The organism is Dermabacter sp., from assembly GCF_032550575.1.
GTDB lineage: Bacteria > Actinomycetota > Actinomycetes > Actinomycetales > Dermabacteraceae > Dermabacter > Dermabacter hominis.
On record NZ_JAWFZC010000006.1, the window covers coordinates 1 to 23,143 of the forward strand.

The following is a 23,143-nucleotide window of genomic DNA, read 5'->3' on the forward strand; positions in this document are numbered from 1 at the left end:
GGCGTGTACTTCTTGCGCTGTTGACTCACAATGAACATCCTCTCCTACGGACACAAGATCCGCACTAATAGGGTGTCCACTAAACGAGGGTAACCTCAACAGAGCTTACGGACGGCGTATTTGGAGACACCAAGAGCATTCGCAGCGGCTTGATAGCTCATGCCTTGCTCAAACAGTCCAACCAACTGCTCGCGCTGATGCTCACTCAGCGAACTCCGTGCTCTCAACGAAAACTACTCCCCACTAGTCGGTAACTGATTTCTCAGTCCAACTAATGGGGAGCAGTTCACACATCGAGGAGCCGGGCCTTCGCCTTTGCTACCGAGAAACCGAGATCAGCCGGTGTTCTTCATGCCTGCGGCGACGCCGTTGATGGTCGTCAGCAGCGCACGCTTTTCAGCTTCGCTGATCTCAATCCCGCGCGTGTGAGCGTCGCGCACGCGCTGGAGCATCGCCACCTGCATGTAGCTGATTGGATCGAGGTAGCGGTCGCGCACCTCGAGAGTCCTCTTGAGCACCGGCGAGTTATCGAGAAGGTCGAGCACCCCCGTCAAGCGTTCGATCTCGGCGACCGTCAGTTCATACTCTTCACGGATCGTCTCGAACAGGTGCCACAGTCGCGTCGGCACGAGCGAGTGCACGTAGTGCGAAGCGATGCCCATGTCAGTCTTCGCGAGCGTCATCTCCACGTTAGAGATCACGGTCCGGAAGAAATGCCAGTTCTCGTACATTTCCTTGAGGTCGTCCTCGTAGCCCGCCTCACGAGCGGCCTTGAGGCCCGAGCCCGCGCCGAACCAGCCGGGTACGATCTGCCGCGACTGCGTCCAGCCGAAAACCCACGGGATTGCGCGCAGACCATCGAGGCCCTTCTCACTCGTCGTTCGCTTCGAGGGGCGCGAGCCGATCTTCAGGTCACCGAGCTGCTCCACGGGCGTGGACGCCACAAAGTATTCGGGCAGGTCAGGATCGTCAATGAGGGTGCGATAGCGCGCGAAGGAGGCGTCGGAAAGGTTTTCCATGACGGTGCCGAAGCGCTCCAGATCTTCCGGGCTCGTGCGGGGCTTTCGGTGCAGGGCCGAGCCCTGCATGACGGCTGCAAGCGAAAGATCGAGGTTTTCGCGTGCGAGCACGGGCAGCATGTACTTATCGGAGATGACCTCGCCCTGTTCGGTGAACTTGATTTCGCCCTCGAGAACGCCGTAGGGCTGAGCGAGAATCGCATCGTAGGTGGGACCGCCGCCGCGGCCGACGCTACCTCCGCGACCGTGGAACAGACGCAGCGTCACGTTGTGTTTGGCGGCAACGTCACGCAGGCGTCGTTGAGCCTGGTGAATCTCCCACTGGCTCGTAATGACGCCCGATTCCTTGTTCGAATCGGAGTATCCGAGCATGATCTCGTGGCGATCGCCGCGAAGGCGCACGATTTCGCGATAACTCGGGTCACTGAGGAGTTCATCGAGAATCTCGCCCGCGTGGCGAAGCTCTTCGACGGTTTCGAGGAGCGGGCTAAAGCCGATGTCTGCGCGGGGTTCGTCGCCCGCAAGGTCCACGAGGCCTGCCTCGCGCGCGAGCAGTGCCACGGCAAGGATGTCGTCGGCGCCGCGGGTCATCGAAACGATATAGGTCTGGATGACATCCGGCCCGTACGTGCGGTGCGCGGTGCGGATTTCGCGGAAGACGTTAAACGTGTTCTGCACCGAGGGATCGAGGGGGGATTCCTCGCCGAGTAGCTGCGCGCTCGCGAGTGGTCGCTTCGATGCAAGCTCGGAGGAGAGCACCGTCGTGCGCTCTTCACGCGTGAGCTCCCCGTACGCCTTATCGAGCTCGCCTACCCGGTCAAACATTTCCGCGAGCAGGTCGTGGTGCTTCTCGGCGTGCTCGCGTACGTCCATAATCGCGAGGTTAAGGCCGCTGCCAGCGAGAACAGACTGCACGAGGGCAACCGAACCGTCAGCCATGAGATCACCGCGGTGCTTGCGGAGCGAATCGCGCAGTTCTTCGAAATCGTCCTGGAGTTCAGCGCCGGTGAGATAGTCGACGCCGGGCTTGTGCGCTTCACCGCTGTGGATGCGTGTGCGTGTCGCCGCGAGCTTTGCACGCATAGAAAAGAGTTTGAGGCGATACGGCTCGTGGGCGAACAGCTCAAACTGCTTTTCGGGCACGAACGTGAGAGCTTCTTGATCCTTCTTTAGGCTCTCGTTGAACTGCTCATCCTCACCGATCAGAGTCGAGCTCATCGACAGCTCGAGAGTGAGCGTGTCGAGGAACGCCTCTGCGATATCGATCGCGGCATCGGCCTGAAGTTTGAGCACCTCGCGGGTCACGTCTGCCGTCACGTATGGGTTGCCGTCGCGGTCACCGCCGATCCACGAACCAAAGCGAAGCGGAACCTTCCGCACGGGAAGATCAGCGCCGTAGTCGCGAAGCTCGTGGCGCAACGCGTCGAGAACCTCGGGGAGCGTGTGGAGGTAGAGCGAGCGCAAGTAGAAGATTGCGTTGCGCGCTTCATCCTGCGGGGTTGGTTGCGTGCGGCGCAGCTCGTCGGTCTGCCAGAGCGCTTCGATTGTTTCCGCAAGGTCGCGATCTTGTTTCTTACGGGCGCGCGAACCTTCCTCGGTATCCGTCTCGAGGAGAGTCGAGACGCGGCGCAGCTTCGTGAGAACCGCGCGGCGCGAGGCTTCCGTGGGATGGGCCGTGAACACGAGGCGCACATCGAGTTCGTCAACCGTGCGCTGAAGCTCCTCCACCCCGGCCTCTTCCGCGATGGACTTCACCGTGCGGGGGAGCCATGAGTCGTTTTCGTCCTGCACCTGGAGCGCGCGCACGCGATACGTTTGCTCAGCGGCGTTCGCAAGCAGGAAGTACTGGGTGAACGCACGCGTGAGCTCTGTCGCCTGCTCGATCGGCAGTTCCGCGAGGCGGCGCTGCACGCGCATCGTATCCTCGGCCGATTTCGACTGCTTCGATTGCTTCGCAAGCTGACGCACCTCCTCAACCAGGTCGAGCAGTTCTTGCCCGTGCTGGTCGGCGAGCGTTTCACCGAGGAGCGTGGAAAGCCGACGCACGGTCGCGCGCAAGGGGGCGTCGATAAGCGGGTCATCACCCACCACCGGGAATTCGGCCGTCAACGTGGGCACGTTGTGAAGGCTATCGTCGTGCTGTTCGCGCACCTGAAACCTCTCGTTTGGAAGCGGGTGGCACCCGTGGCGAACCGAAAACACCGGCGTGGCGCTCGCGGTCCCCCATCAGCGCCGAATGAGCCGGGGCCAGTCTACTCCCACACGCGTCCCACCTGCATCCAGGGGTTGAACCGCATCCGCCACGCATTGCAGCGAGTGGTACGAGGCACTCCAGCGCATTCGTTACCTGTGCGACGCCACGTGGAAAATCAACGCGGCAAAGGTTAAAAGAGATTCCCCCACCCGCTTTAAAGCGGGCGGGGGAACATCCTATCTGCGGAGACGAGAGGATTTGAACCTCCGAGGCGGCTCTACACCGCCTACTCCCTTAGCAGGGGAGCGCATTCGGCCACTCTGCCACGTCTCCTTGCGCGCAAGGCGCTGAGTCAGCCTACCGAACTTCCTCGTGCTGCTCAAATCTTTCGCGGCGCGTCCCACATTGCGCCGGCGTCATCCTCAAGGTTTGATGTAAATACCCTTGCCTTCAAGCTTGACGACGTTGAAGCCCATACCGAGTTCTTCGCTCTTGACGGCGGCTGTACCGTCGCCACGTTCCTCGACTGTGAAGGCGGCACCGTTGAGCGCCTCGCGCATTGCGTTCGCCTTATTGGGGTCCATCGGCGCAACTTGCTGGCTCGCCGCCCTCACGCACGCGTTTTTCTCCACCTGGTTTTCGAGCACGAAATAGCCGCCGTTAGACTCGGCAGCCGCGAGTTCACACGCGACGGCCCAGTTCGAATCTATGCGCGCTTGCGCGTACAGGATGGTGATCTTGACCGCCTCCTGCTTTTCCTCCTCGGTGAAGGGAGTGCGGCTCGGCATGAGGGTCGCTCCCCCACCGCTGCCCGGATCCTGCGGCCCCGGAGCAGGCGCCGGTCCGGGCGCGGGCGCCGGATTCGGAGGGGCTGTGGTCGGCTCCGGGGCAGGCGGAGCGGTGGTGGGAGTCCCCGGCTGGGGTGCCGGGCCACCGCTCGTGCCGGGGTTCGCGGGCGCCGGTGCCGAAGTTGTTGGACCGGGCAACGGTGCGGTTGTGGGTGCGGGGCTCGCGGAGTCCGACGGTTGCGCGCTTGACGCAGTTGCGGAATTCGACGGGTTGCCCTCATCTTTGGAGGAAGTGAGGGCCCCGCACCCGGCGAGGCTGGCTGCCGTGAGAGTCGCCGCGAAAAAAACGGCAAGGGGGCGTCGTGTGCGGATGAGATTCATGAATGCGCCTCCGTGGCGGTGTGGGGTTTGAGGACTTCGAATCTTCAACATCACCGCCAATTGGCCGGTCACGTGAATTGCGCAAAGTCGACGCGAGTTACAGCAGGCCCCTGGCAACCAAGCGCAGACTGCCGTCATCGAGCCTCACAAGCGTCATACCTATGGGACTTCCATCCACAAGAAATTCGGCTGTCCCGTCGTGCCCGTCGCGGAGAGTCATACGCTCTGGTCTGGCTTCCCCAAGCGCTTCCTCTGCACTTTCCCTGTCACCCTGAGGCCCTTCCACGCTCTCCCTGAGAGGCAGTATGCAAGCCTTCTGTAGTTCTGGAACATCAAGGCGCAACATCTTGCCTCCCTCCTCCGCAACGAGCAACCCGCAAGCCTCTTCATACTTGCCATCGAGGACACGACGCACGAGCTCGGCGGGAAGGTCGCGACCGCGTTTTAACTCATCCTCGGTGAGGGGCGTGGGATCAACCATGGCCTTGGCGCTCGCGGGAAGGTTCTCGAGGGGTCCAACTTCATCCGCCGTTGGCTGTTCATCGTCCGGATGTACCTCACCGCCGCCAGGCGACTCGTCCTCGTCAGGCTCGGTTGTTGAGTCGCTCCGCTCGAGTGTGGTGGGACCCGCGCCACCCCCGTCGGAGGCGGCATCATTATGCGTGGGCGTCGTCTCTGCGGTGGTTTCGGCCGGAGACGTTATTGCTTCCGAGGTTGGATCGCTCGCTCCCGGCTCCTTGGTATCGCCACAGCCTGCAAGACCAAGAATAAGCGCGCCAGCGGCGGCAATCGTGCACAGCGAACGGATCTTGCAAGGAAGAGCAAACATCGTCAACCTTTCATATGGATTAAGTCGCTTGGTTTTGCCATTTCCCGCTCTAAAAGGAGTCTGTTTCGAGAGCCAGCAGCTCCCGAAACAGAGAGGAACGAGCTAGAAATTATCGACCAAAAGGCGAAGGCTGCCGTCGTCAAGCCGGGCAAGCTTCGTTGGGCTCGGCTTGCCGTCGCGTGCGAAGGTAGCTGTGCCGTCCCCATTATCGTGAAGCTCGAAGTGCTTCGGGTCAGAAGCTTCTTTCACCTGTTCCCGCGTCATGCTCTTCATAGAGGAGGAATCTATGCCGGTTTGAAGCTGAGCGGCACATTGCTCCCGGAGCTCCGGCACATCGAATCGCACAAGAGTGCCATCCTTACTCAGCACCATCATGTCGCAGACTCCGGCAGCATCCCCCGCTACCATTTTGGTCATCATCTCCTGCGGAAGCTGCAGGCCACGCTGCATCTCTTCTTGCGTGAGTGGTGTGGGATCCAATTTCGCCTTAGCACTCTCGGGGATGTCCTCGAACGAGTCGATACCTCCGGTACCCCCGGGGCTCGGTTGAGATTGGTTCCCTCCGGGTGCTGCCGGCGTTTGGTTCCCGCCCGGAGCCACAGGCGGCTGCTGAGCATCGGGAGTAGCGGCTCCGGGGTCATTCGCACCCGGATTCTCACCCCCGTTGGACACCGAGGGGCTGGCTGGTGTCGCTGACGGACTTTCATCATGCCCAGGGGCGCTCGACGAGGCTGAGGGCTCGCTCGCCCCCTTTTCTTCTCTCCCCTCTTCATTCAGAGCTCCGCACGACGCGACGCTTGCGGCCAGTGCGCTAGTCGCGACTGCTACTGCGATGGTTCGAGAAATACGATTCGCAACTCTCATCTGGTTCTCCTTCGCTACTATTTCGTCGAGCTCACCGCGCAAAACTACTACTGGGCGACTGCGAGGCGAACGCCGCCATCCTTAATCTTCAGAATGTTGAAACCGAGGGGTTGGCCAGCCATTGTCAGGGCAAAGGTGCCATCACCGTTATCTTTTAGCTCATAAGTGGCAGGATCAAACATCGATCTGGCTTGTTCCTCGGTCACGCCGCTACCACCTTGGTTCTGACCCGAAAAACTGTCCATGGCTTGAACACACTTCTCGCGCAACTCGGGCGTAGTATCCATGCGACGCATCGATCCGTCAGGCTCCTTGAATACGGTGGTGTCGCAGAGCGAACTGAAATCCCCACCCGTGGTGATTGCCACGAGAAGGTCGGCCATCATCTGTTTCCCCTGCTCCTTTTCCTGATCGGTGAGGGGCGTGGGATCAATCTCGACAGGCTCGCCTAGACCTGCAAGGCCACCACTCCCAATCCCGCCGGTGCCTGAGCCCGGAGCGACTCCACCGCCGTCACTGGGAGGTGCGGGTTTCGAGTCCGTGCCACCCTGGGTCGTCGGGTTTTCCGTACCACCCTGGGTCGCCGGTTTTTCAGTTGGCTCGGGCAATTCACTAGCCGATGTCGTAGGCGCTGGCGACGAGGTTTCTGCGGACGGCGATGCAGACGCGGATTCTTTCTTTGTTTCATTGACGGCACCGCAACCGGCGGCACCCAAAACAAGCAATCCCGCGGCTGCGGCGGCGTAGAGTGCACGAGCGGTGCGTAGTGTTGCGGACATGATCGCCTTTCTTCCGGTGCGTCTGTGAGTGCGCTTCCCACACCTATGATGCGACCAAGGTAACGCCCGTTTCTGCATCTTCCTCGAGAGACACACACAGTATTTTCAGCCTGCGCAACCTCTTGCGAGAAGACAACGACCACTCCCACATTTCGAACTGTCGCCGTTAAAAAGCGAAGGTGGCTCGGTAGACGACACTACCGAGCCACCCAGGCTTGACTCTTCTCTCACCTCAGCACGGGTGACCGACCCGAACCATGGAGAGAATCAGGAAGACAGATTCCTCATGTCGACGAGCGGACCCGCGCCCTTCACCTTGAGGAGCGAGATGCCGAGATCCTGGCCCTGGAACAAAACCTTGGCAGTACCGTCCTCGTTCGGCTGGATCTCAAGGTTTTCGGGCTTCATCACCTGCTTAATCTGCTCAGCCTGATCCTCGGTGATGCCCTGGCTGGAGAGGACTCGCTCGTTCTGAGCAGCGCACTGTTCGCGGATCTCAGGGGTATCCATGCGCTCGTAGGCGCCCCCGTTCCTCGCCACCATGTTCGTGCACGCATCTTCGAACTTCTTATCGAGCGAACTGGTGAAGAAGTCGGCCACGACCTGTGCGCCCTTCTTCTTGTCTTCTTCCGTGAAGGGGGTTTCGTCAAGCTCTACGGGCGTCCCGTGAACGCTCGAAGCGACGTCGTCTCCCGTGACAACGCCGCTGCCGGAATCCGTGCTCTCGCCCGAATCCGAGGCCGAGGCTGAGCTCTCGCTCGACGTCGAGTCTTCCTTGGTCTCTGAAGCGGTCGTGGTCTCCTTCGAAGCGGAATCATCCTTCTTCGCGTCGTTGGAGGCGCCACAGCCCGCGAGGCCGAAAGCGAGCACGCCGGCAGCGGCGATGATGGAGATCGAACGGTTCTTACGCATGAAAGTAGACATCGTCAACCTTTCGTGTTGGTCAGGGCCAGCGGCCCATGAGTCTCGCCCCTCGCAGAGCCCTTGAGGTCCACATTCGTGACGCTCTCGAGATCCACAAAGGAACGCGGACAAACCTAGCATCCCCTATTTCCGTGCATTCTCAGCTTTATGGAGAGCCGTCACATTTGCGCATCGAGGTTCAGAGCATTGCGCACAAACTCCACGTGTTTCGGGGTGCCAACGCGATACTTCACTGCGGTGAGCACCCCATGAGCATCGATGACGAAGCTCGAGCGGATCACGCCCATTTTCTTCACCCCGTACATGTTTTTCTCGCCCCAAGCGCCGTACGCCTCCATGACGGCATGGTCCTCATCTGCGGCCATCGCAAAAGGAAGATTTTCTTTTTCCACGAATTCCTCGACCTTCTCAATCGGGTCGGGGGAAATGCCGAGAATACGCGCACCATTCGCAGTGAGTTCTTCGGCATGATCTCGAAGATCGCGTGCCTGACGTGTGCACAGCGAGGTTCCGGCGGCAGGGTAGAACCAGATGAGGGCACTGTCGCCGGCAAGGTCAGCGAGCGTGATTCGGCCACCACCGGCGAGCGGGAGGTCGAAGTCGGGGGCCTTATCGCCCGGAGCGAGTTTGATGTTCATGCTTGTCTCCTTAGTGGGGCTCGACTCTCTCGATCGTACGTATATACGCGGCAGGGAATACAAAACCCCGCCTCCGGCGCGCCAAGCACGTCGAAGACGGGGAACGGCACACGGCAAGCCCATGCGCTCTAGTGCGGAGAGTAAGGGATTTGAACCCTTGGTGCAGGGTTGCTGCACAGCGGTTTTCAAGACCGCCACATTCGGCCGCTCTGTCAACTCTCCTTGCGCCGTTTGCGAGGCGCCCGTACATCCTACCCGACGCGCTATCGGGCTGGAGAAAACTAGCGAGGGTCAGCAGAGAGAAGGTGGCGCAGCACTAGTTCTGCGCCGTGGTCGTCAATGCTGAGGGTCTCGGCGTCGGCGTACGACTTCACGCGCTCGCTCGCCTGGCCCATTGCCACGCCGACGGCTGCCCAGTCGAGCATTTCCACATCGTTCGAGCCATCCCCAACTGTCACGGTGTGCTCGGGATCCACGCCAAGGCGCTCGCGCAACGCTTCAAGCGCACTGGCCTTCGTCGTGCCGGGCGCTGACATGTCGAGCCAGCTCGACCAGCCCACGGCGTATTCACAGCCGCTCACGCCGGCGCGCTCGACGATCCGCGCGAACTCATCGAGGGGAATATCGGGTGCTGTCACGACGACGCGCACGACCTCTTTCGCCCCGAAAAGCTCCTCGATACTCGCCGGCTCCGCTTGGATGCCGAAGTCGAGATCGTCGAAGCTTTCGGTCCCTATGAAGCCACCGCTCGCCCTCTCAATCGCGAATCGCGCCGTGGGGACGGCCTGATACATCGCGCGTAGCGCGGGCTCGGGGTCAAAAGTAACGGTCTCGACAATCTCGTAGTCGTCGTCGCCGGCCCCGGTGATTTTCGTGGTCACGGCACCGTTCGCGCTCACCGACCAGCCGTCTGACACGCCCGCCACACGCACGATCGGGAGGGTCGTGTTGAGCGAGCGGCCCGTCGCGATCACGATGTGGTGGCCGGCTTCGCGCACCGCGTGAAGCGCCTTCTTCACCCGCGGGTCCATGATGCCGGCGTGGTCAACGAGGGTACCGTCCACGTCGAGGCCAATCAGGGCTCGGTGCCCCGCGAGAGGCTCGAGCAGAGCGCGAAGGTGCGCCTCGTCAAAGCCCTTGGTGCTACGCGCGGGACTCATCGAACCTCGAAGATTTCGCGGCCACCAAGGTAGGGACGCAGCCCCTCGGGAACCACGACGCTGCCGTCGGCCTGCTGGTGATTCTCGAGCAGCGCGACGATGAAGCGGGTCGTGCCAAGAGTGCCGTTGAGGGTTGCGACCGGGCGCAGCGCCCCGTCCACCCGCTCGCGGATGTTGAGGCGGCGCGCCTGGAACTGCGTGCAGTTCGACGTGGACGTGAGCTCGCGGTACGTGTTTTGGCTCGGCACCCATGCTTCGCAGTCAAACTTGCGGGCTGCGGATGTGCCGAGATCACCAGCGGCGGTATCGATCACGCGGTAGGGCACATCGATGAGCGCCATCATCTCGCGCTCCATGTCGAGGAGCCTCTCGTGTTCCTCGTAGGAGTCCTCGAGCTTGCAGTACGAGAACATCTCGACCTTGTGGAACTGGTGGACGCGGATGATGCCGCGCGTGTCCTTGCCATAGCTCCCAGCTTCGCGGCGGTAGCACGCGCTCCACCCGGCGTAGCGCAGGGGCCCATTGTCGAGGTCGAGAACTTCGTCGCGGTGATAGCCCGCGAGCGCGACCTCGCTCGTGCCGACGAGGTAGAGGTCGTCGTCCTTGTCGAGGTGGTAGACCTCATCGGCGTGTTCACCGAGGAAGCCGGTGCCATCCATCGTTTCAGGTAGGACGAGGGTGGGCGTGATGACGGGCGTGAAGCCCGCACGGGTTGCCTTGTCGAGTGCGGCATTGAGAATCGCGAGCTCAAGTTGCGCACCCACCCCGGTGAGGAAGTAGAAACGCGAGCCGGAAACCTTCGCGCCGCGCTGCATGTCGATCGCCCTGAGTTTTTCGGCGATGTCGAGGTGGTCCCGCACGTCGAAGTCGAAGTTCGGGATATCCCCGTGGGTTTCGCGGACCTCAAAGTCCTCTTCGAGCCCCTCGGGAGCGCCTTCCGCAATATTGGGGATCGCGCGCAGCGCCTTTTCACGAGCCTCTTCCGCTTCACTCGCGCGCTGCTCGAGGTCCTTGACCTTCTGGCTCAGCTCTTTCGCTTCGGCGACGAGGGCCTGCTTTTCCTCGCCCTTGGCCTGGGCGACCTTCTTTCCGAAGGTTTTCTGTTCGGCACGCAGCGACTCGAAAGACTGCGTGGCCTCGCGCCAGGCCTGATCGGCTTCAAGCACGGCGTCGACGGTTTTGGGGTCGCGGCGCCGCGCTTTTTGGGCCTCGCGCACGCGTTCAGGGTTCTCACGGAGCAATCGCAGATCGATCATGTTTTCCAGGGTACAGTGCCGCGCCGTCCACGTATGCTGGAGCGGTGGAAAAGCTACACGTTGGGGTCGTTGTCAACCCGTCAAAACTCAAGGATGTCGCCGAATTTCGCGGCCGGGTCGTGAGCCACGTCTTCAATGTGGACCCGGATGCTCAGGTGTCGTTCTACGAAACGACCGTGGAGGATGCGGGCTTCGGTCAGGCTCAACAGGCGGTGTCCGACGGCTGCTCGGTGGTCCTTGCGGCCGGCGGCGATGGCACGGTGCGCCTCGTCGCGGCGGGGCTTGCGCACAGCGACGTCGCGCTCGGGATTATCCCGATGGGCACCGGTAACCTTTTTGCGCGCAACCTCGACATTCCGATCGATAATCTCCGCGGCGCCATCAAGGTCGCCCTCACGGGTGAGGCCCTCACTGCGGACCTCGGCTACCTGCAGCACGGCGAGAGCCTCGAGGATGCGAGTGATGCGAAGGAAGAACCGTTCCTCGTGATCGCGGGCTTCGGTTTCGACGCGGTCGTCATGGAGAACACCAACTCGAAGCTCAAGAAGGCCGTGGGCTGGCTCGCCTACGTGGTGGCGGGAGCGAAGAAGATCGTGGGACGCGGGCAAAGCGTCGACCTCGAACTCGATGGGCGCTCCGCGAAGTCGCTCAAGGCTCGCACCGTCATGATCGGCAACGTGGGGCGCCTTCCGGGCGGTATTACGCTCATGCCCGGAGCTGATCGCTCAAACGGCTCCCTCGAGATTCTCGCCCTCGACTGGAAGGGCGCGGCGGGCTTCTCTCAGATTCTCGGCCAGCTCGTGCTTCCGGGAGGACCCAAAACTCTCGCGAAAATCTCCAACCACCGCACGTTCCAGGCCCGTGAGGCTGTCGTGAGCACGTCGAAAGCTCTCCCAGTGCAGGTCGACGGCGACTACGTCGGCAACGCCACGCACCTCGTGACGCGTGTCGATGCGGGCGCGCTCCTCATTCGCTGTGCCCGCTAGGCGGCGTCAGTCTCGGGCGATGAGCGCCTCGAGGCCTGCAACGAAGCTGCGGGCTTCCTCGTATGCCGTGTCGGTGTTGTGGTCGACGACGTAGGGCACTGAACCGTCGGCCCGGCTGTAGGAGCCGAGGAACACGATGCGCGAGCAGATGCGGTGCAGGCCGCGCAGTGCCGAGGCGACTCGGCGGTCCTCGATGTGGCCCTCGAGGTCGAGGGAGAAGGAGTAGCGGCCGAGCGCGTCACCGATGGGTCTTGATTCGATGCGGGAGAGGTTAACGCCGTTGGAGCTGAGCACCTCGAGCATCTCGAGGAGGGAGCCGGAGCGGTCGTGAGCGAGGTGGGCGACGATCGTTGTTTTGTCCGCGCCCGTGCGCGCGGGGATGAGACCGTCGCGCTCCACGAGCACAAAGCGGGTTTCGGCACCTTTCGTATCCTCGATCCCCTCGGAGACGACGTGCAGCCCAAAATGTTCGGCGGCGAGCGGCGAGCAAATCGCCGCGGCGGTGCGGGCACGCGGATCTGCGTCGTCAAGCTCCGCGATCTCGCGGGCCGCAGCGGCGGTCGAAAGCGCGGGCTGCGGCGATGCGCCGGGAATTTTGCCGCGCACGAACCCCTGGCACTGGGCCTGCGCATGCGGGTGAGAGTAGACGGCCTCAAGAGCGTCGAGGCTCGACGGCACGCGCGTCGCAAGCACAAAGGTGATGGGAACTATCTGCTCGGCCACGATCGTGATGCCACCGGTTGCGGCGAGCACATCGAGAGTGCCTGAGACCCCTCCCTCGACTGAGTTCTCGATCGGGGCCATCATTGCGTCGACGTCGCCGGCAACGAGATCGCCGATCGCTTCGGCGACGCTTCGGTAGGGCACGAGCGTGTGCTCCCCATCGTCGGGTCGCACCGGCAGCGGACCCATGAGCGCTTGGAGGAGTGCCTGATGGGTGAAAGTTGTCTCGGGGCCGAGGAATCCATATCGCATGTCACTAAGAGTACGGGCATGTGCGCGATCGCTACGCTTGAGTCCATGCACGACACCTCTCATACGCGTGAGCGCCTCGCGGGCGCGGCCATTGTGGGCGCGTGCCTCGCGCTCCTCGCTGCACTCATCCTTGCCCCTTCCCTCCACTGGGGAAGTCTTCGCAAGGACGCGGCACCCCCCGAGGGTGCGGTCCACACGGTGTTCGTGACAAGCGGCCTCACGTGGAATGACATCACGAAAGAGGACACCCCGACCCTGTGGTGTTTTGCCGAGAATTCCGGCACGGCAGGGCTCGCCCTCTCGAGCGAATCGGTCATGCCCACGAAACGTCAGGGACTCGCTACTCTCGCCACGGGCACGCGCACACCGGCACTGACGCACGCGAGCACCAACGGGGCGAGCGGCACACCGGGAGAAGTCGAGCTGTCCGACGCCACCTCCGCCCTCGCCGAAGTCGGCATCTCTCTCGTCGATCTCGGCGACGTCGCAACCGGTCGAGGAGTGAGTAGGCTCGAGCACGAACGAAGTGTTCGCGACATCGATGCAGCGTTCGCGAAGTACGCGGGTGATTGTGGCGAGCGCGGAGTGGCACTCGCAAGCGTCGGCTCCCTCAAACCCTCCCCCGCGGACACGTACGAGGTGGAGCATACGCGCGGCTACGACGCGCTTCCCACACCGCTCAACCTTCAGGTGTACATCGATTCGCGCTGGGGTCCGGCGTTTCTCACGAGCCCGTCGACGCGCCAGGTCGGCGTCGTCATGAATCTCGACCTCGCGGCAAGCTTCACCGGCACGGAGCAGCTCGGTATCGGCCGAGCCGCTGTCGGAACCCCCACCACCAAAGGCACTCAGCTCGCGCACGCCCGCGAGGTCACGTTCGCGTCCCGCACCACCGAGGATTCCCTCGCCCCTCTGCTCGGCGCGATCGTCGCGGTCTTGCTGATCGCGGGTGCCCTCGCGCGGCATGTCCCGGCGGCGCGAACTGTCGCGAACGTCAGTATCCTCGCGATCCCCGTGGGCTACACCTCGAGCATCCTGCCGCTCAGCACCCTCGTTAACCTCGGCATTCATCCTCTTCTCGCGATCGCGGCGTGGACGATCATCGGCACAGCTGCGCTCGGCGCAGGCCTCACTTTCGGCGTACGCCTACTCGCCTCGGCGCTCCCCGACCGCAGTCGCCGGCTCCTCACCCCCGCACTCGCGGCTCTCATGACGGCCGGCGCGATCCTCCTCGACGCCGCGCTCGGCTCGCACGCGAGCTTCACCTCGCTACTCGGAAATCAACCGATTTACGGCGGACGGTTCTACGGGTTGAGCAACCACATCACGGGAATCACACTCGCGGCATGGGCGCTCGGGGTGGGCATGCTCATACACGCACTTCCCACCTTCACAGCCGGCCGGCGAGCGGGATTGGCACGCGTCACTCTCGTGGCAGCGACGGGCCTGATCGTGGGGCTTTGTTCGATCGCGCCGGGCATGGGGGCCGACGCCGGAAGCGCCCTCATCTACGCCCCGGTGACCCTCGTGGCCTGCCTCGCCCTGAGTGGGATCCGGCTGCGACCGTGGCACATTCTCGCCGCACTCGCGGCGGGAACAGGGGTGTTTGCCCTCGCGGGCGCTCTCGACTACATGCGCCCCGCCTCCTCGCGCACGCATCTCGGCGAGTTCGTCGCGACGCTCGTGGACGCAGGATCGCTCGCGGGCGCCGCTTCACAGTTCTGGGCCGTGTTTTCGGATCGCACGATGCGCATGCTCGAGCCGCTCACGCTCTATTCGCCACTTCTCATGGCCCCGCCGGTGCTCGTGACCATCGCGCTCACCTACGGCGCGGTGCGGCGGGGGCGCCTCGCGCACGAACTCCCCCACCTCTATGCCATACGCCTCGCAGCCATAGCTGGCGCGTGGATCGGGGCGTTCACGAACGACACCGGTCTCGTTCTCGTGGGCCTCGCCTACGTCGTGGGCCTCGCACTCAGCCTTGCGGCTCGCGCGGCACTTACTGCTCGGGCTCCTCGCGAGGCTCATCCACCGGCTCCTCCGAAGGAGCTTTAACCTGCGCGTTCTTCTCGAGGGACGGTACCGCGAAGTGCTTCACGGGAGGGTTCTCCACGAACTCAGGCGCCTCGGTGCGATCACCCGTGAGCGTCCGCACCTCACCGTCCTCGCCAAGCGGATCATTCGGCGAAAGAGACCGCCGCTTCGAGAGCGCGCGCATGACGTCCTTCAGCTGGTTTGCGCGATGAAGCTGCGAGCGCAGATCCTTGCCGGTAGCGCGATGCGTGAGGTCGGCAGGGATCTCCTTGACCCAAAACCCCTGGTGAAGCGCGTCAATCGTCAGGCCGGTTTCCACGCCCCACCCAGCGGCGAGAGGCTGCACGGCATCCCAGGTTTCGCGCGTGATACAGCGCGTTCCGCTGAGAGGCTGTACGGTCTCGAACCCGGTGGCCTTGCGGATTCCGTTGCGGGCCGTTTTCACCACGAAGCCCATGCCAGCTGCGCCCTCTTGCGCGGGGAGCGTCGCGATCGCCATATCCACGCCGTCCTCAAGGACCGCCTCGACGAGAGGTTGCGCACCTGAGGCCGAATCCTGCATGTCGGCATCGATAAAGAGAAGCGCGCGTGGCGGCTCAACCGCCTGGCTGGGGATTGCTGCGGCGTTGAGCCGTTCAGCGTGCTCGGTCTCCTCGCGCATGTGCACGACCCGCGCACCGGTCGCCATCGCTGCCGCCTTGCCGCGATTGGTGCGGTGACGCACCACTACCGCACCGGCGCCCTTCGCAAGAGCCGCCGTGGCATCGGATGAGCCATCATCGACAACGACAACGAGGTCGACGCCGCGGATCGTGAACGAGGCGGCAACGGTCCGTTCGATGCGTTCAGCCTCGTCTTTCGCGGGGATGACAACCGCGACCCGCGTGGGTCGCGCACCTCCCATCTGCGCGGCGTCGACGCTGCTCATCGCAGGGTCACCTCACGTGCGACAATTCCGCCGCGCGCGCGACGCTCGAGAGCCGTAAACGGCTCCTCGCTCGAAAGCGCCGCTTCGAAACGCTTGAGGAACTCGGGAACCTCATTTTCCACGCCCTCGACGCCGAAGCCCTTCGGCAGGTCCCATACGGGAATCGTGAGGCCATCAGCACGGAACGAGCCCACGTAGCGCGTGCCCTCGGCGATACCCGACTGACGCTTCGCGTGCAGGCGCGCAACCGCGTCGATCACGCGGTCTTCGCTTTCGTCGAGAACCCAGCGCAGATGCTCCTTGGGGCCTGCATCGACCCAATACGCGTGCGGCAGCCCGCCGACGGCCGCCGTCGGCATGATCGCCTCGTTGGCCTGCTCGAGGCCCTGCTCGATCTGCTCGGTGCGCTCCGCACCGGCACCGAGCCAGTACTCGAACGAGTCGTGCACGTCGACCGTGTAGCCCTCCTCAATGACGAGGATGTCCTGAAGCCGCGGTGAATCCTCCGCAACCTTCACGGTCGTCACTGACGTTCCGGGCTCCGAATCAAGCGCTTGCTTGAGCGCTGCGCCGAGACCGCGCGAAGTGTCATTACCGGGAACGCTCGCTTGCATGCCGAGCATGACGGTGCCGTTATCGCGCTTGATCGCCGCCCAGTTCATGGGGAGGATCGTGGCGATCACGGCATCGCCACCGCCAAACTCGGGGGCAATCTTCGCCTCGAGGGTCGCCGATGGGATGAGTTGGCGCATCGCCACGAGATCGTGTTCGGCGATGAGGCCTTCAAACGGACGGCGAACGAGAGTAGTGCTAGAAGTCATGGCCCAAGTCTAGCGAGGCGGCGGGGGAACCTCCCGAACGGCCACGATCAACACGCGAGGAATCCTCGCGTATCCACGTTTCGTGTGGATAGTGACCGTTTCCTCGTCTGTTTCAACAACGTAGCCGAGGGCATCTGCGACCTTCTCGCGCCCCTCATGGGTCCGCGGGTCAAGCGCGTAGCGGGCCGTCACGCGAGTCCCCGAGGTGAGGATCGGCGCCCAGCCCGTACGCACTCTCTTGGACGGTTGCTCGGCAGTCATCGCGTAGAGGTGGCTTCCGCTGTCGCTGAGCGAGCGTCGGAATCCTCCGCAACCTCGGTGCCCGTGACCTTCCCAATTACCGTCATGAGGTGGTAGATCACGAGCGCCGCAAGGGTGCCGAGCGCAATGCCGTTGAAGGTGATGCCGGCGTCCTTGGGGCCGAACGTCCACGTCACGTTCGCGATGCCCACGACGAGGGCGACGCCCGCCGTCATCTGGTTGCGAGGCCGAGAGAAATCAACCCGTCCGTCGACCCACATGCGCACGCCCACGATGCCGATGAGGCCGTAGAGCACGAAGGTCACGCCACCGAGCACCCCAGCCGGGATCGAGAAGATGAGCTGGCCGATCTTCGGCGACATCGACAGGGCGATCGCGGCAATACCGGCAACCCAGTAGGCAGCAGTCGAGTAGACGCGAGTTGCGCTCATGACGCCGATGTTCTCGCCGTAGGTGGTTGTGGGCGAACCACCGAACGTCGCCGAGAGGGCCGTCGCGATGCCATCAGAGAAGAGTGTGCGGCCCACCATGTGGTCGAGATCCTCGCCGGTCATCGACCCCACCGACGTCACATGCCCCACGTTCTCCGCAATGAGGACGAGGACCACCGGAAGAAACATCGGAAGAACCGAGAGATCAAAGTGCGGGTGGTGGAACTCGGGAAGGCCGATCCACGGCGCCTTATAGAAGGCAGTGAGGTCAACTTCGCCGCGCGCGAGGGCAAACAGGTAGCCCACGAGAACGCCGAGGAGAACGGAGACGCGCCCGAGGATGCCCTTGAAAAGCGCCGTGCACAGGACGACCGCGAAAAGCGTCACCGTCGCGGTAAGGGCCGACTGCTGGAAGTTTTTGTAGGCCGTGGGCGCGAGGTTGAAACCGATCAGGGCGACGATGGCACCCATGACGACGGGCGGCATGAGCACGGCGATCCACCGTGTGCCGACGAACTGCACGATCACTCCGACGAGGGCGAGCGCGAGGCCCGTGAGAAGCACGGCGCCGAGCGCAGTGCCCATGTCGTGAGCCTTTGTAGCCGCCACAATCGGGGCGATGAACGCGAACGAGCTTCCTAGATAGCTGGGGACTCGATTACGTGTAATGACGAGGAACAGGATCGTGCCGAGGCCCGAAAAGAGGAGCGTCGTCGATGGGGGGAACTTCGTCAGGAGCGGGACGAGAAATGTTGCGCCGAACATCGCAATGACGTGCTGGGCGCCGATCCCAATCGTGACCGGCCATGCGAGCCGTTCGGAAGGAAGAACGACTTTTCCTGGCTCAACGGTGAGCCCATTTCCATGAATTTTCCACAGTGGCATGGCGGCCTTTCTTTTGGGGATAGGGGTTACGACTCCTTGGCGGGGTCGGGATCAGGGGTGGCCGGCGAAAGCGCCTCGGGGGAAACGCTCGAGGGGAAACGGTGTGTCCGACGCCGGGCTTCGGACACATCGGGAAGGAAGGCTGTCGCGCCAGCTGCGCCGTTGATGCGCGCACGGAACTCGACGAACGTGCGTTCGAGATCCGGAACGCCATGTTCGTCACGCACGGGCGCGGGGACGGTGATCATCAAGGCAGCGGTGATGCCCGCGACGAGGCCGAGTCCGCCGTTCGTAAGGCCGGCAGCGGCGCCAGTGACGACCGAGAACACGATGACACCGAGGAAGCCGAGCAGCGTGAGAGCCGCGCCGATCGATACGGCGTGACCGCGCGCCTTGACCGCGTTCTTTCGCACGAGGGCCTTGCGGCCGAAGTGAGACAGGAGCGCGAGAAGAGCCACGAGGAGAAGTTGGAGGATCACGAGGCCCGAACCACCTCGCGCGTCGTAGCCCACGAGAATCGCCGCGAAGTAGACGAGCACTGCCGCGAAAGCCACACCGTGCATGGTGCGCGAAAACTCGAAAGTGCGCGCCGCGTACATGAGCCAATCGACGCGTTTGAAGTTGTGCGTGCTCGAGCGCACGTAGGAGCGCGAGAGAAGCAGGCCGAATGCCGCGAACGCGAACGGAAGCCACACGTACGAGGTCGAGAAGCTTCCCGGTGCGGCATACTCGAGCCGCAGCGAGTTGTCGGCCGCTGCGCCGACGACCATGGCCGCAGTAGCCCCCACGAGGAACACGTACCACGAGGGCTGCTCGTTGAGCTTCGGATTAGCGATGAAAAGCCCAAGCGCGAGCGAGCCGAGGGAGTTCGAAAGAGTCACGAGTGCGAACGCCGGATCACCGTTGACGGCTTTACCGACAACCATGACGAGAGACAGAGCAAAGCTCACGAGCAGAAGCACGCGAAGCACGAGTATCCATCGACCTGCGCGCGCTTTCGCTGCGGCGCCGGGAACATACCCCTCGAAGCCGCGCCGCTCGGAGCCCATCACTGCTCCAAAGAGAAGCAGCGCAACGGAGACGCCGACGCCCACGCGCGGCCCTTCGGGAAGCGGTGTAAGGAGGTCGGGGATGGACGCGACAAGGTCGTAGCCGAGCACCCCAATCGACGCCGCGAACGCGGGAAGCATGCCGACCTTCCGCACGACGCCGAGGTAGGAAAAGTGCTCCGGCCCCCGGGGCTTCGGATCCTTCATGTAAGCGGGCACCCACCGCAGGAGATACACCGCGAGGATTGCCGCAATACCAATGCCCCCGGCGAGGGCAGGGATCCACCCGGGCAGCGCATCGGGGGCGTGCGTATACGTCGTCGTGAAGCTCGAGCCGAATGCGAGAACTGCGATGATGTCGCGCAGTGCATCCCAACCGCTCAAGTCGCTGAATTGCGGCGGAAGCTGCATGGAGCGGGGTTTCGGCGCGGCCGAGGGGGTTGCGCCCGAGCGCGCGTACGCGTGAGGGGCCGGCGCGGGTGGAAGCGCGATCTCCGCGGTCTCGGTCGCGGGCTCGTGCGGCGCGAGGCCTGGCGCGAAATAGTGCTCGGCCTCCCCCTCGAGGTTCGCGCGCTGCATCCTGAAGCGCTCGAAATCCTCGCTATCGGGGAGCTTTTCGGTGGGGAGCGTGCCCGGTTCGGGAACAAAAATCCAGCCCTCAGCGGGGTCGGTTCCCGCCTGGACTCGATCGTCGCTGTTTTCCGGCACCTGATCCTTCGCCATGGGCTCCCTCATTAGTGTCGCGCGGCACGCCGGTGCAGGGAAGCGCCGAGAAGGCGGCACGGCACAAACGCGCGCGTATCGCGAACATTGTAGAGGTGAAGGGGTGGATCTGCGCGCCGCCTACGCCGAGCGTGTCGCGAATCTCTTTGACGCCCTACAGACTCGCATATCGCTTCGAAAATCTCACAAGCGGCGAACGCGCAGGCCCCTGGTGCACCTCACGCACGCGGCACACAAAGAGCGTGTGGGTCGCAGCTTCGTGCGACGACTCGACCTCGAGACTAAAGGTCGCGAGCGATCCCTCGATGAGGGCGTTGCCCACCCCGTCACGCGTGTGCGCAACCGACTCGAGCATCCCCTGCAGCGGAAGGCCGGGCTCGCTAAACCGCTCGGCGAGACCCTGCTGTTGATCGCCAAGGACGCTCAGCGCACACGTACCCGTCTGTTCAAGAGCCTCCGCCGCCCGCGAGAGGGAATAGAGACTCACCACCATCGTGGGAGGGTCATACGACACATCAAGGAACGAGTCGATCGGGGTGACGAGATCCCAGCGCCCCACGCGCGCGCTCAGGAGCGCGATCGCCGAGGCGATGTCCTCGCTCAGTCGCCGATAGCTCTCGACATCCACTTCGCCTGCGCTCATGGCCGCCTCCTCAGATCCCTCGGTCGCGATGGTGTGCGGGCAGCGTCGGACCCCGCATCTACGTGTGAGCGTATCGCCCGCGCTCCCCAAACACCCGTGACTCCTCTCGCCACGTCACACACCACACCCGCACCTCCACAACCGACTCTGCGCACCTATTACTCTGGAGACCATGACCGGACCCGCACGCACCACCAGCCGGCGCGCCTTTCTTACGGCAGGCGCCTCTCTCAGCGCTCTTGCCCTCGCAACTACCGCCGCGGGCTGCCAAAGCTCACCGGACGCGGACCACCTCTCGGTCGCGGAGCAGTTCAACCTCCCCGTCCCCACAGGGCACCTCGACGTTATTCTCAGCGCGCCGCTCGGAAGTGACGGCCTCAGCCCGTTCACGACGCGCTCCCTTCAGAACACCGCTGCGCTGTGGCACGTGTACGAGGGCTTGTCCATCATGGATCCGACGACCGGCACAACGCAGCCGGGCCTCTCGCAAAAGCTCTTCAATCCCGCCGACGCCGTCATCGATGTGTCCCTTCGCGACGGCGCGATCTTTCACGACGGCATGCCCGTAACCCCCGCCGACGTCATCTACTCTTTCGAGGCCGCACTCGACGAAAAAAACAAATTCCCCAACCGCGAGCTTCTCGACTTCTTCGACCACGCCGTCCAGGTGGCCGACAATATCGTCCAGCTCCGCCTCAAGTACTCCACGCCCGAGATCAACGAGCGCCTCTCCCTCGTCAAAATTATCCCCGAGGGCACCGACCCCGCCTCGCTCCTCGACCATCCCAATGGCACCGGGCCATGGCGCATCAAGGAGCGCGACGCCGCGAGCCAAACACTAGCTTTTGAAGCATTCGACCAGTACTCGGGAGTGTTCCCGGCGCTCTACGAAACCATGACCTGGCACGTCGAGCACAGCGAATCCGCGATCGCTGACGCGGTCATGGACGGCAGCATGCAGGTGGCACTTCCCGTGCCCCCAGCGAAATACCGCGAACTAGCGAAAAGCTCCCGGGCCAAGAACAGCACGCTCCACCTCGGCTCCCAGAAGAGCAAAGCCGCGGTGTACGCGATGTTCAATCATGATGAGGGCCGGGCGTTTTCCACACTCGAAGCTCGACGCGGCTTTATGAAGGCCTTCGACTATCAAGGATGCGCAAAGCAGGTCTTCGCCACATACGTCGATCCGGTCAAGAGCCCCATGTACCCCGGAACCCCCGGCTTCAACGCCTCCAGGAGCGTCTACACCTATGCCCCGGAGGAAGCGCGCGACCTCTTTGCGCGCGCGGAGATCAGCACGATTCGCTTGCTCGCGAGCAACGAGCCCTGGACCCGCGCCGTCGCCGAGTTCCTCAAGGGCAATCTCAAGGAGGTCGGGCTCGAGGCCGAGCTCGAGATACTTCCCTGGTGGGATGCCGTGAAGCGCATGGAGGAAGATTCCGACGGCTGGGACGCCGCCCTCGTGTGCCTGGATCCAGCATTCACGGGCTTTCATCCCGACACGCTTCTTCGCTCCCTCTACGCTTCACCTTTCTGGGCTGATTCTCGATTGCACCTCGGCGAAAGCGAACTTCTCGCCGAGATCCGCGACGTGCTCGACCGCAGCGCGCGCCTCGACCTCATGGGTGAGGACCTCCAGCGCGCATGGCAAAAACTGATGGATCGGATTGCCACAGAACTTCCCCTGTACCCACTCATGTGGCTGCGCGCGCTAAGCGCAATCGACACCTCCAAGGTTGCCGACCTTCCCGACACAAACGCCCTGGGCTTCATCGCTGCGACGGCGACCCCGCCGTCGCAGATGGAGAAGAAGCGCTAGTCGGCGGCGACTTCGAGGAGGCGCCTAAGCGGGCGATAGTGTTCGACGACAGCCTCACGATAAGCCGCGGGATCACCCGCGACAAGCGCGTCAATGATGGCGTCGTGGGCATTCACGGTGTCGCTAATGTCTCGCGCTTGCGGGAGGCCCGCCGCGGGGACGGCGGCGGTGTGGATCCGCCAAAATGCCATACCGAGCTGTTGCATCATGTGGTTGCTTGTCACCGCAAGCAGGTCGGAGTGGAACGCTTCGTCGCATGGGGCGAAGCCCTCCCCCGCCGCGACGCATTCACGCATGTTCTCGACGTGTTGACGGAGCTTCGGCTGCGAAGAACCGCGGTAGGCCGAGATCAGCTCATCTGTGAGTGAGAGGTCGAGTGCCATGCGCACCTCGACCACTTCACGCAGCGTGCTCAGATCATCTTTGGCATTGAGACGCGCGCGAAAAAGTACAGCCTCGATCATGGGGGAGAAAGACAGACCTCCCACGCTCATGCCGCGTCCGTGCTGAATCGAGACGATATCGAGAGATTGGAGAGTGCGGAGAGCCTCGCGCACGCTCGAACGGGAGACGCCGAGAATCTCTTGTAGCACCGCTTCCGTGGGGAGCGGATCTCCCGGATGCAAGCGGTGTTCAAGAATGTAATCCTTGATCGCATCCACCGTTGCATTACCTGCGGTGCGGCGCTTGCTTGGCTGTGCGCCACCATCGAGTTCGCGTGCCTTGGGTACTTCGACCACGATCTACCTTTCTCGT

Annotated in this window: 19 protein-coding genes, 2 tRNA genes and 2 pseudogenes; 3 read left to right on the forward strand and 20 right to left on the reverse strand. The window is 63.2% G+C overall.

Features of this window, described 5'->3' with window-relative positions; translation table 11 throughout:
• Positions 1 to 335: 335 nt before the first annotated feature.
• From ppc to serS, 11 genes are all read right to left on the reverse strand, one after another.
• Positions 336 to 3,137 (reverse strand): phosphoenolpyruvate carboxylase, encoded by a 2,802-nt coding sequence (gene ppc, locus E6X30_RS07875; RefSeq protein WP_051120677.1) that lies wholly within the window; start codon positions 3,135 to 3,137, stop codon positions 336 to 338.
• Between the two features lie 319 nt (positions 3,138 to 3,456).
• A tRNA-Ser gene (locus E6X30_RS07880) sits at positions 3,457 to 3,546 on the reverse strand.
• Positions 3,547 to 3,635: 89 nt separating this feature from the next.
• Positions 3,636 to 4,382: a hypothetical protein gene (locus E6X30_RS07885; protein WP_016663363.1), complete on the reverse strand. Its 747-nt coding sequence runs from the start codon at positions 4,380 to 4,382 to the stop codon at positions 3,636 to 3,638.
• A 97-nt stretch (positions 4,383 to 4,479) separates the two neighbouring features.
• On the reverse strand, positions 4,480 to 5,211 hold the full coding sequence (locus E6X30_RS07890) for a hypothetical protein (protein ID WP_316335995.1): 732 nt from the start codon (positions 5,209 to 5,211) through the stop codon (positions 4,480 to 4,482).
• A 102-nt stretch (positions 5,212 to 5,313) separates the two neighbouring features.
• Positions 5,314 to 5,691: a hypothetical protein gene (locus tag E6X30_RS07895; RefSeq protein ID WP_147594868.1), complete on the reverse strand. Its 378-nt coding sequence runs from the start codon at positions 5,689 to 5,691 to the stop codon at positions 5,314 to 5,316.
• A gap of 431 nt (positions 5,692 to 6,122) precedes the next feature.
• Positions 6,123 to 6,854 carry a hypothetical protein gene (locus E6X30_RS07900; protein WP_316335996.1) on the reverse strand — a complete coding sequence of 244 codons (732 nt, stop codon included), beginning with the start codon at positions 6,852 to 6,854 and terminating at the stop codon, positions 6,123 to 6,125.
• A 267-nt stretch (positions 6,855 to 7,121) separates the two neighbouring features.
• Positions 7,122 to 7,778, reverse strand: coding sequence for a hypothetical protein (locus tag E6X30_RS07905; RefSeq protein WP_016663367.1), 657 nt, complete (start codon positions 7,776 to 7,778; stop codon positions 7,122 to 7,124).
• A 158-nt stretch (positions 7,779 to 7,936) separates the two neighbouring features.
• Complete coding sequence (locus E6X30_RS07910; protein WP_016663368.1) at positions 7,937 to 8,416, reverse strand: peroxiredoxin; 480 nt, start codon at positions 8,414 to 8,416, stop codon at positions 7,937 to 7,939.
• Positions 8,417 to 8,550: 134 nt separating this feature from the next.
• Positions 8,551 to 8,638, reverse strand: a tRNA-Ser gene (locus E6X30_RS07915).
• 59 nt (positions 8,639 to 8,697) lie between these two features.
• Positions 8,698 to 9,576: an HAD-IIB family hydrolase gene (locus E6X30_RS07920; protein ID WP_016663369.1), complete on the reverse strand. Its 879-nt coding sequence runs from the start codon at positions 9,574 to 9,576 to the stop codon at positions 8,698 to 8,700.
• Positions 9,573 to 10,832 carry a serine--tRNA ligase gene (gene serS / locus E6X30_RS07925; RefSeq protein ID WP_016663370.1) on the reverse strand — a complete coding sequence of 420 codons (1,260 nt, stop codon included), beginning with the start codon at positions 10,830 to 10,832 and terminating at the stop codon, positions 9,573 to 9,575. Before serS ends, E6X30_RS07920 begins: the two co-directional genes overlap by 4 nt.
• Before the next feature lie 44 nt (positions 10,833 to 10,876).
• Here serS and E6X30_RS07930 point away from each other — a divergent pair, with 44 nt between their 5' ends.
• Entirely contained in the window at positions 10,877 to 11,818 is a 942-nt protein-coding gene (locus E6X30_RS07930) for a diacylglycerol kinase family protein (RefSeq protein WP_016663371.1), read from the forward strand.
• A gap of 12 nt (positions 11,819 to 11,830) precedes the next feature.
• On the opposite strand, the pseudogene E6X30_RS10355 reads toward E6X30_RS07930, so the two are convergent.
• Positions 11,831 to 11,968, reverse strand: a pseudogene (locus E6X30_RS10355) (prephenate dehydratase); the annotation flags it as partial.
• A pseudogene (pheA, locus tag E6X30_RS07935) lies at positions 11,942 to 12,856 on the reverse strand (prephenate dehydratase); the annotation flags it as partial. The pseudogenes pheA and E6X30_RS10355, both read right to left, overlap by 27 nt.
• On the opposite strand from pheA, the gene E6X30_RS07940 reads away from it, so the two are divergent.
• The gene (locus E6X30_RS07940; RefSeq protein WP_016663373.1) at positions 12,812 to 14,848 is read left to right on the forward strand and encodes a hypothetical protein; all 2,037 of its coding nucleotides are present in this window, start codon (positions 12,812 to 12,814) and stop codon (positions 14,846 to 14,848) included. The pseudogene pheA and the gene E6X30_RS07940 sit on opposite strands and share 45 nt — an antisense overlap.
• Here the strand turns inward: E6X30_RS07940 and E6X30_RS07945 are convergent.
• The 6 genes from E6X30_RS07945 to E6X30_RS07970 form a co-directional block, all read right to left on the reverse strand.
• Positions 14,793 to 15,755: a glycosyltransferase gene (locus tag E6X30_RS07945; RefSeq protein ID WP_016663374.1), complete on the reverse strand. Its 963-nt coding sequence runs from the start codon at positions 15,753 to 15,755 to the stop codon at positions 14,793 to 14,795. The two genes, E6X30_RS07940 and E6X30_RS07945, sit on opposite strands and share 56 nt — an antisense overlap.
• Positions 15,752 to 16,576 carry a DUF5926 family protein gene (locus E6X30_RS07950; protein ID WP_016663375.1) on the reverse strand — a complete coding sequence of 275 codons (825 nt, stop codon included), beginning with the start codon at positions 16,574 to 16,576 and terminating at the stop codon, positions 15,752 to 15,754. Before E6X30_RS07950 ends, E6X30_RS07945 begins: the two co-directional genes overlap by 4 nt.
• Before the next feature lie 9 nt (positions 16,577 to 16,585).
• Positions 16,586 to 16,837: a hypothetical protein gene (locus E6X30_RS07955; protein ID WP_016663376.1), complete on the reverse strand. Its 252-nt coding sequence runs from the start codon at positions 16,835 to 16,837 to the stop codon at positions 16,586 to 16,588.
• Positions 16,834 to 18,153 (reverse strand): uracil-xanthine permease family protein, encoded by a 1,320-nt coding sequence (locus E6X30_RS07960; RefSeq protein WP_016663377.1) that lies wholly within the window; start codon positions 18,151 to 18,153, stop codon positions 16,834 to 16,836. Before E6X30_RS07960 ends, E6X30_RS07955 begins: the two co-directional genes overlap by 4 nt.
• A 26-nt stretch (positions 18,154 to 18,179) precedes the next feature.
• Positions 18,180 to 19,925 carry a hypothetical protein gene (locus E6X30_RS07965; RefSeq protein WP_016663378.1) on the reverse strand — a complete coding sequence of 582 codons (1,746 nt, stop codon included), beginning with the start codon at positions 19,923 to 19,925 and terminating at the stop codon, positions 18,180 to 18,182.
• A gap of 154 nt (positions 19,926 to 20,079) precedes the next feature.
• The gene (locus tag E6X30_RS07970; protein ID WP_016663379.1) at positions 20,080 to 20,568 is read right to left on the reverse strand and encodes a flavin reductase family protein; all 489 of its coding nucleotides are present in this window, start codon (positions 20,566 to 20,568) and stop codon (positions 20,080 to 20,082) included.
• A gap of 172 nt (positions 20,569 to 20,740) precedes the next feature.
• On the opposite strand from E6X30_RS07970, the gene E6X30_RS07975 reads away from it, so the two are divergent.
• Positions 20,741 to 22,387 (forward strand): ABC transporter substrate-binding protein, encoded by a 1,647-nt coding sequence (locus E6X30_RS07975; protein WP_016663380.1) that lies wholly within the window; start codon positions 20,741 to 20,743, stop codon positions 22,385 to 22,387.
• On the opposite strand, the gene E6X30_RS07980 is transcribed toward E6X30_RS07975, so the two are convergent.
• Positions 22,384 to 23,127 (reverse strand): FadR/GntR family transcriptional regulator, encoded by a 744-nt coding sequence (locus E6X30_RS07980; RefSeq protein WP_016663381.1) that lies wholly within the window; start codon positions 23,125 to 23,127, stop codon positions 22,384 to 22,386. The genes E6X30_RS07975 and E6X30_RS07980 overlap by 4 nt on opposite strands.
• Between the last annotated feature and the right edge of the window lie 16 nt (positions 23,128 to 23,143).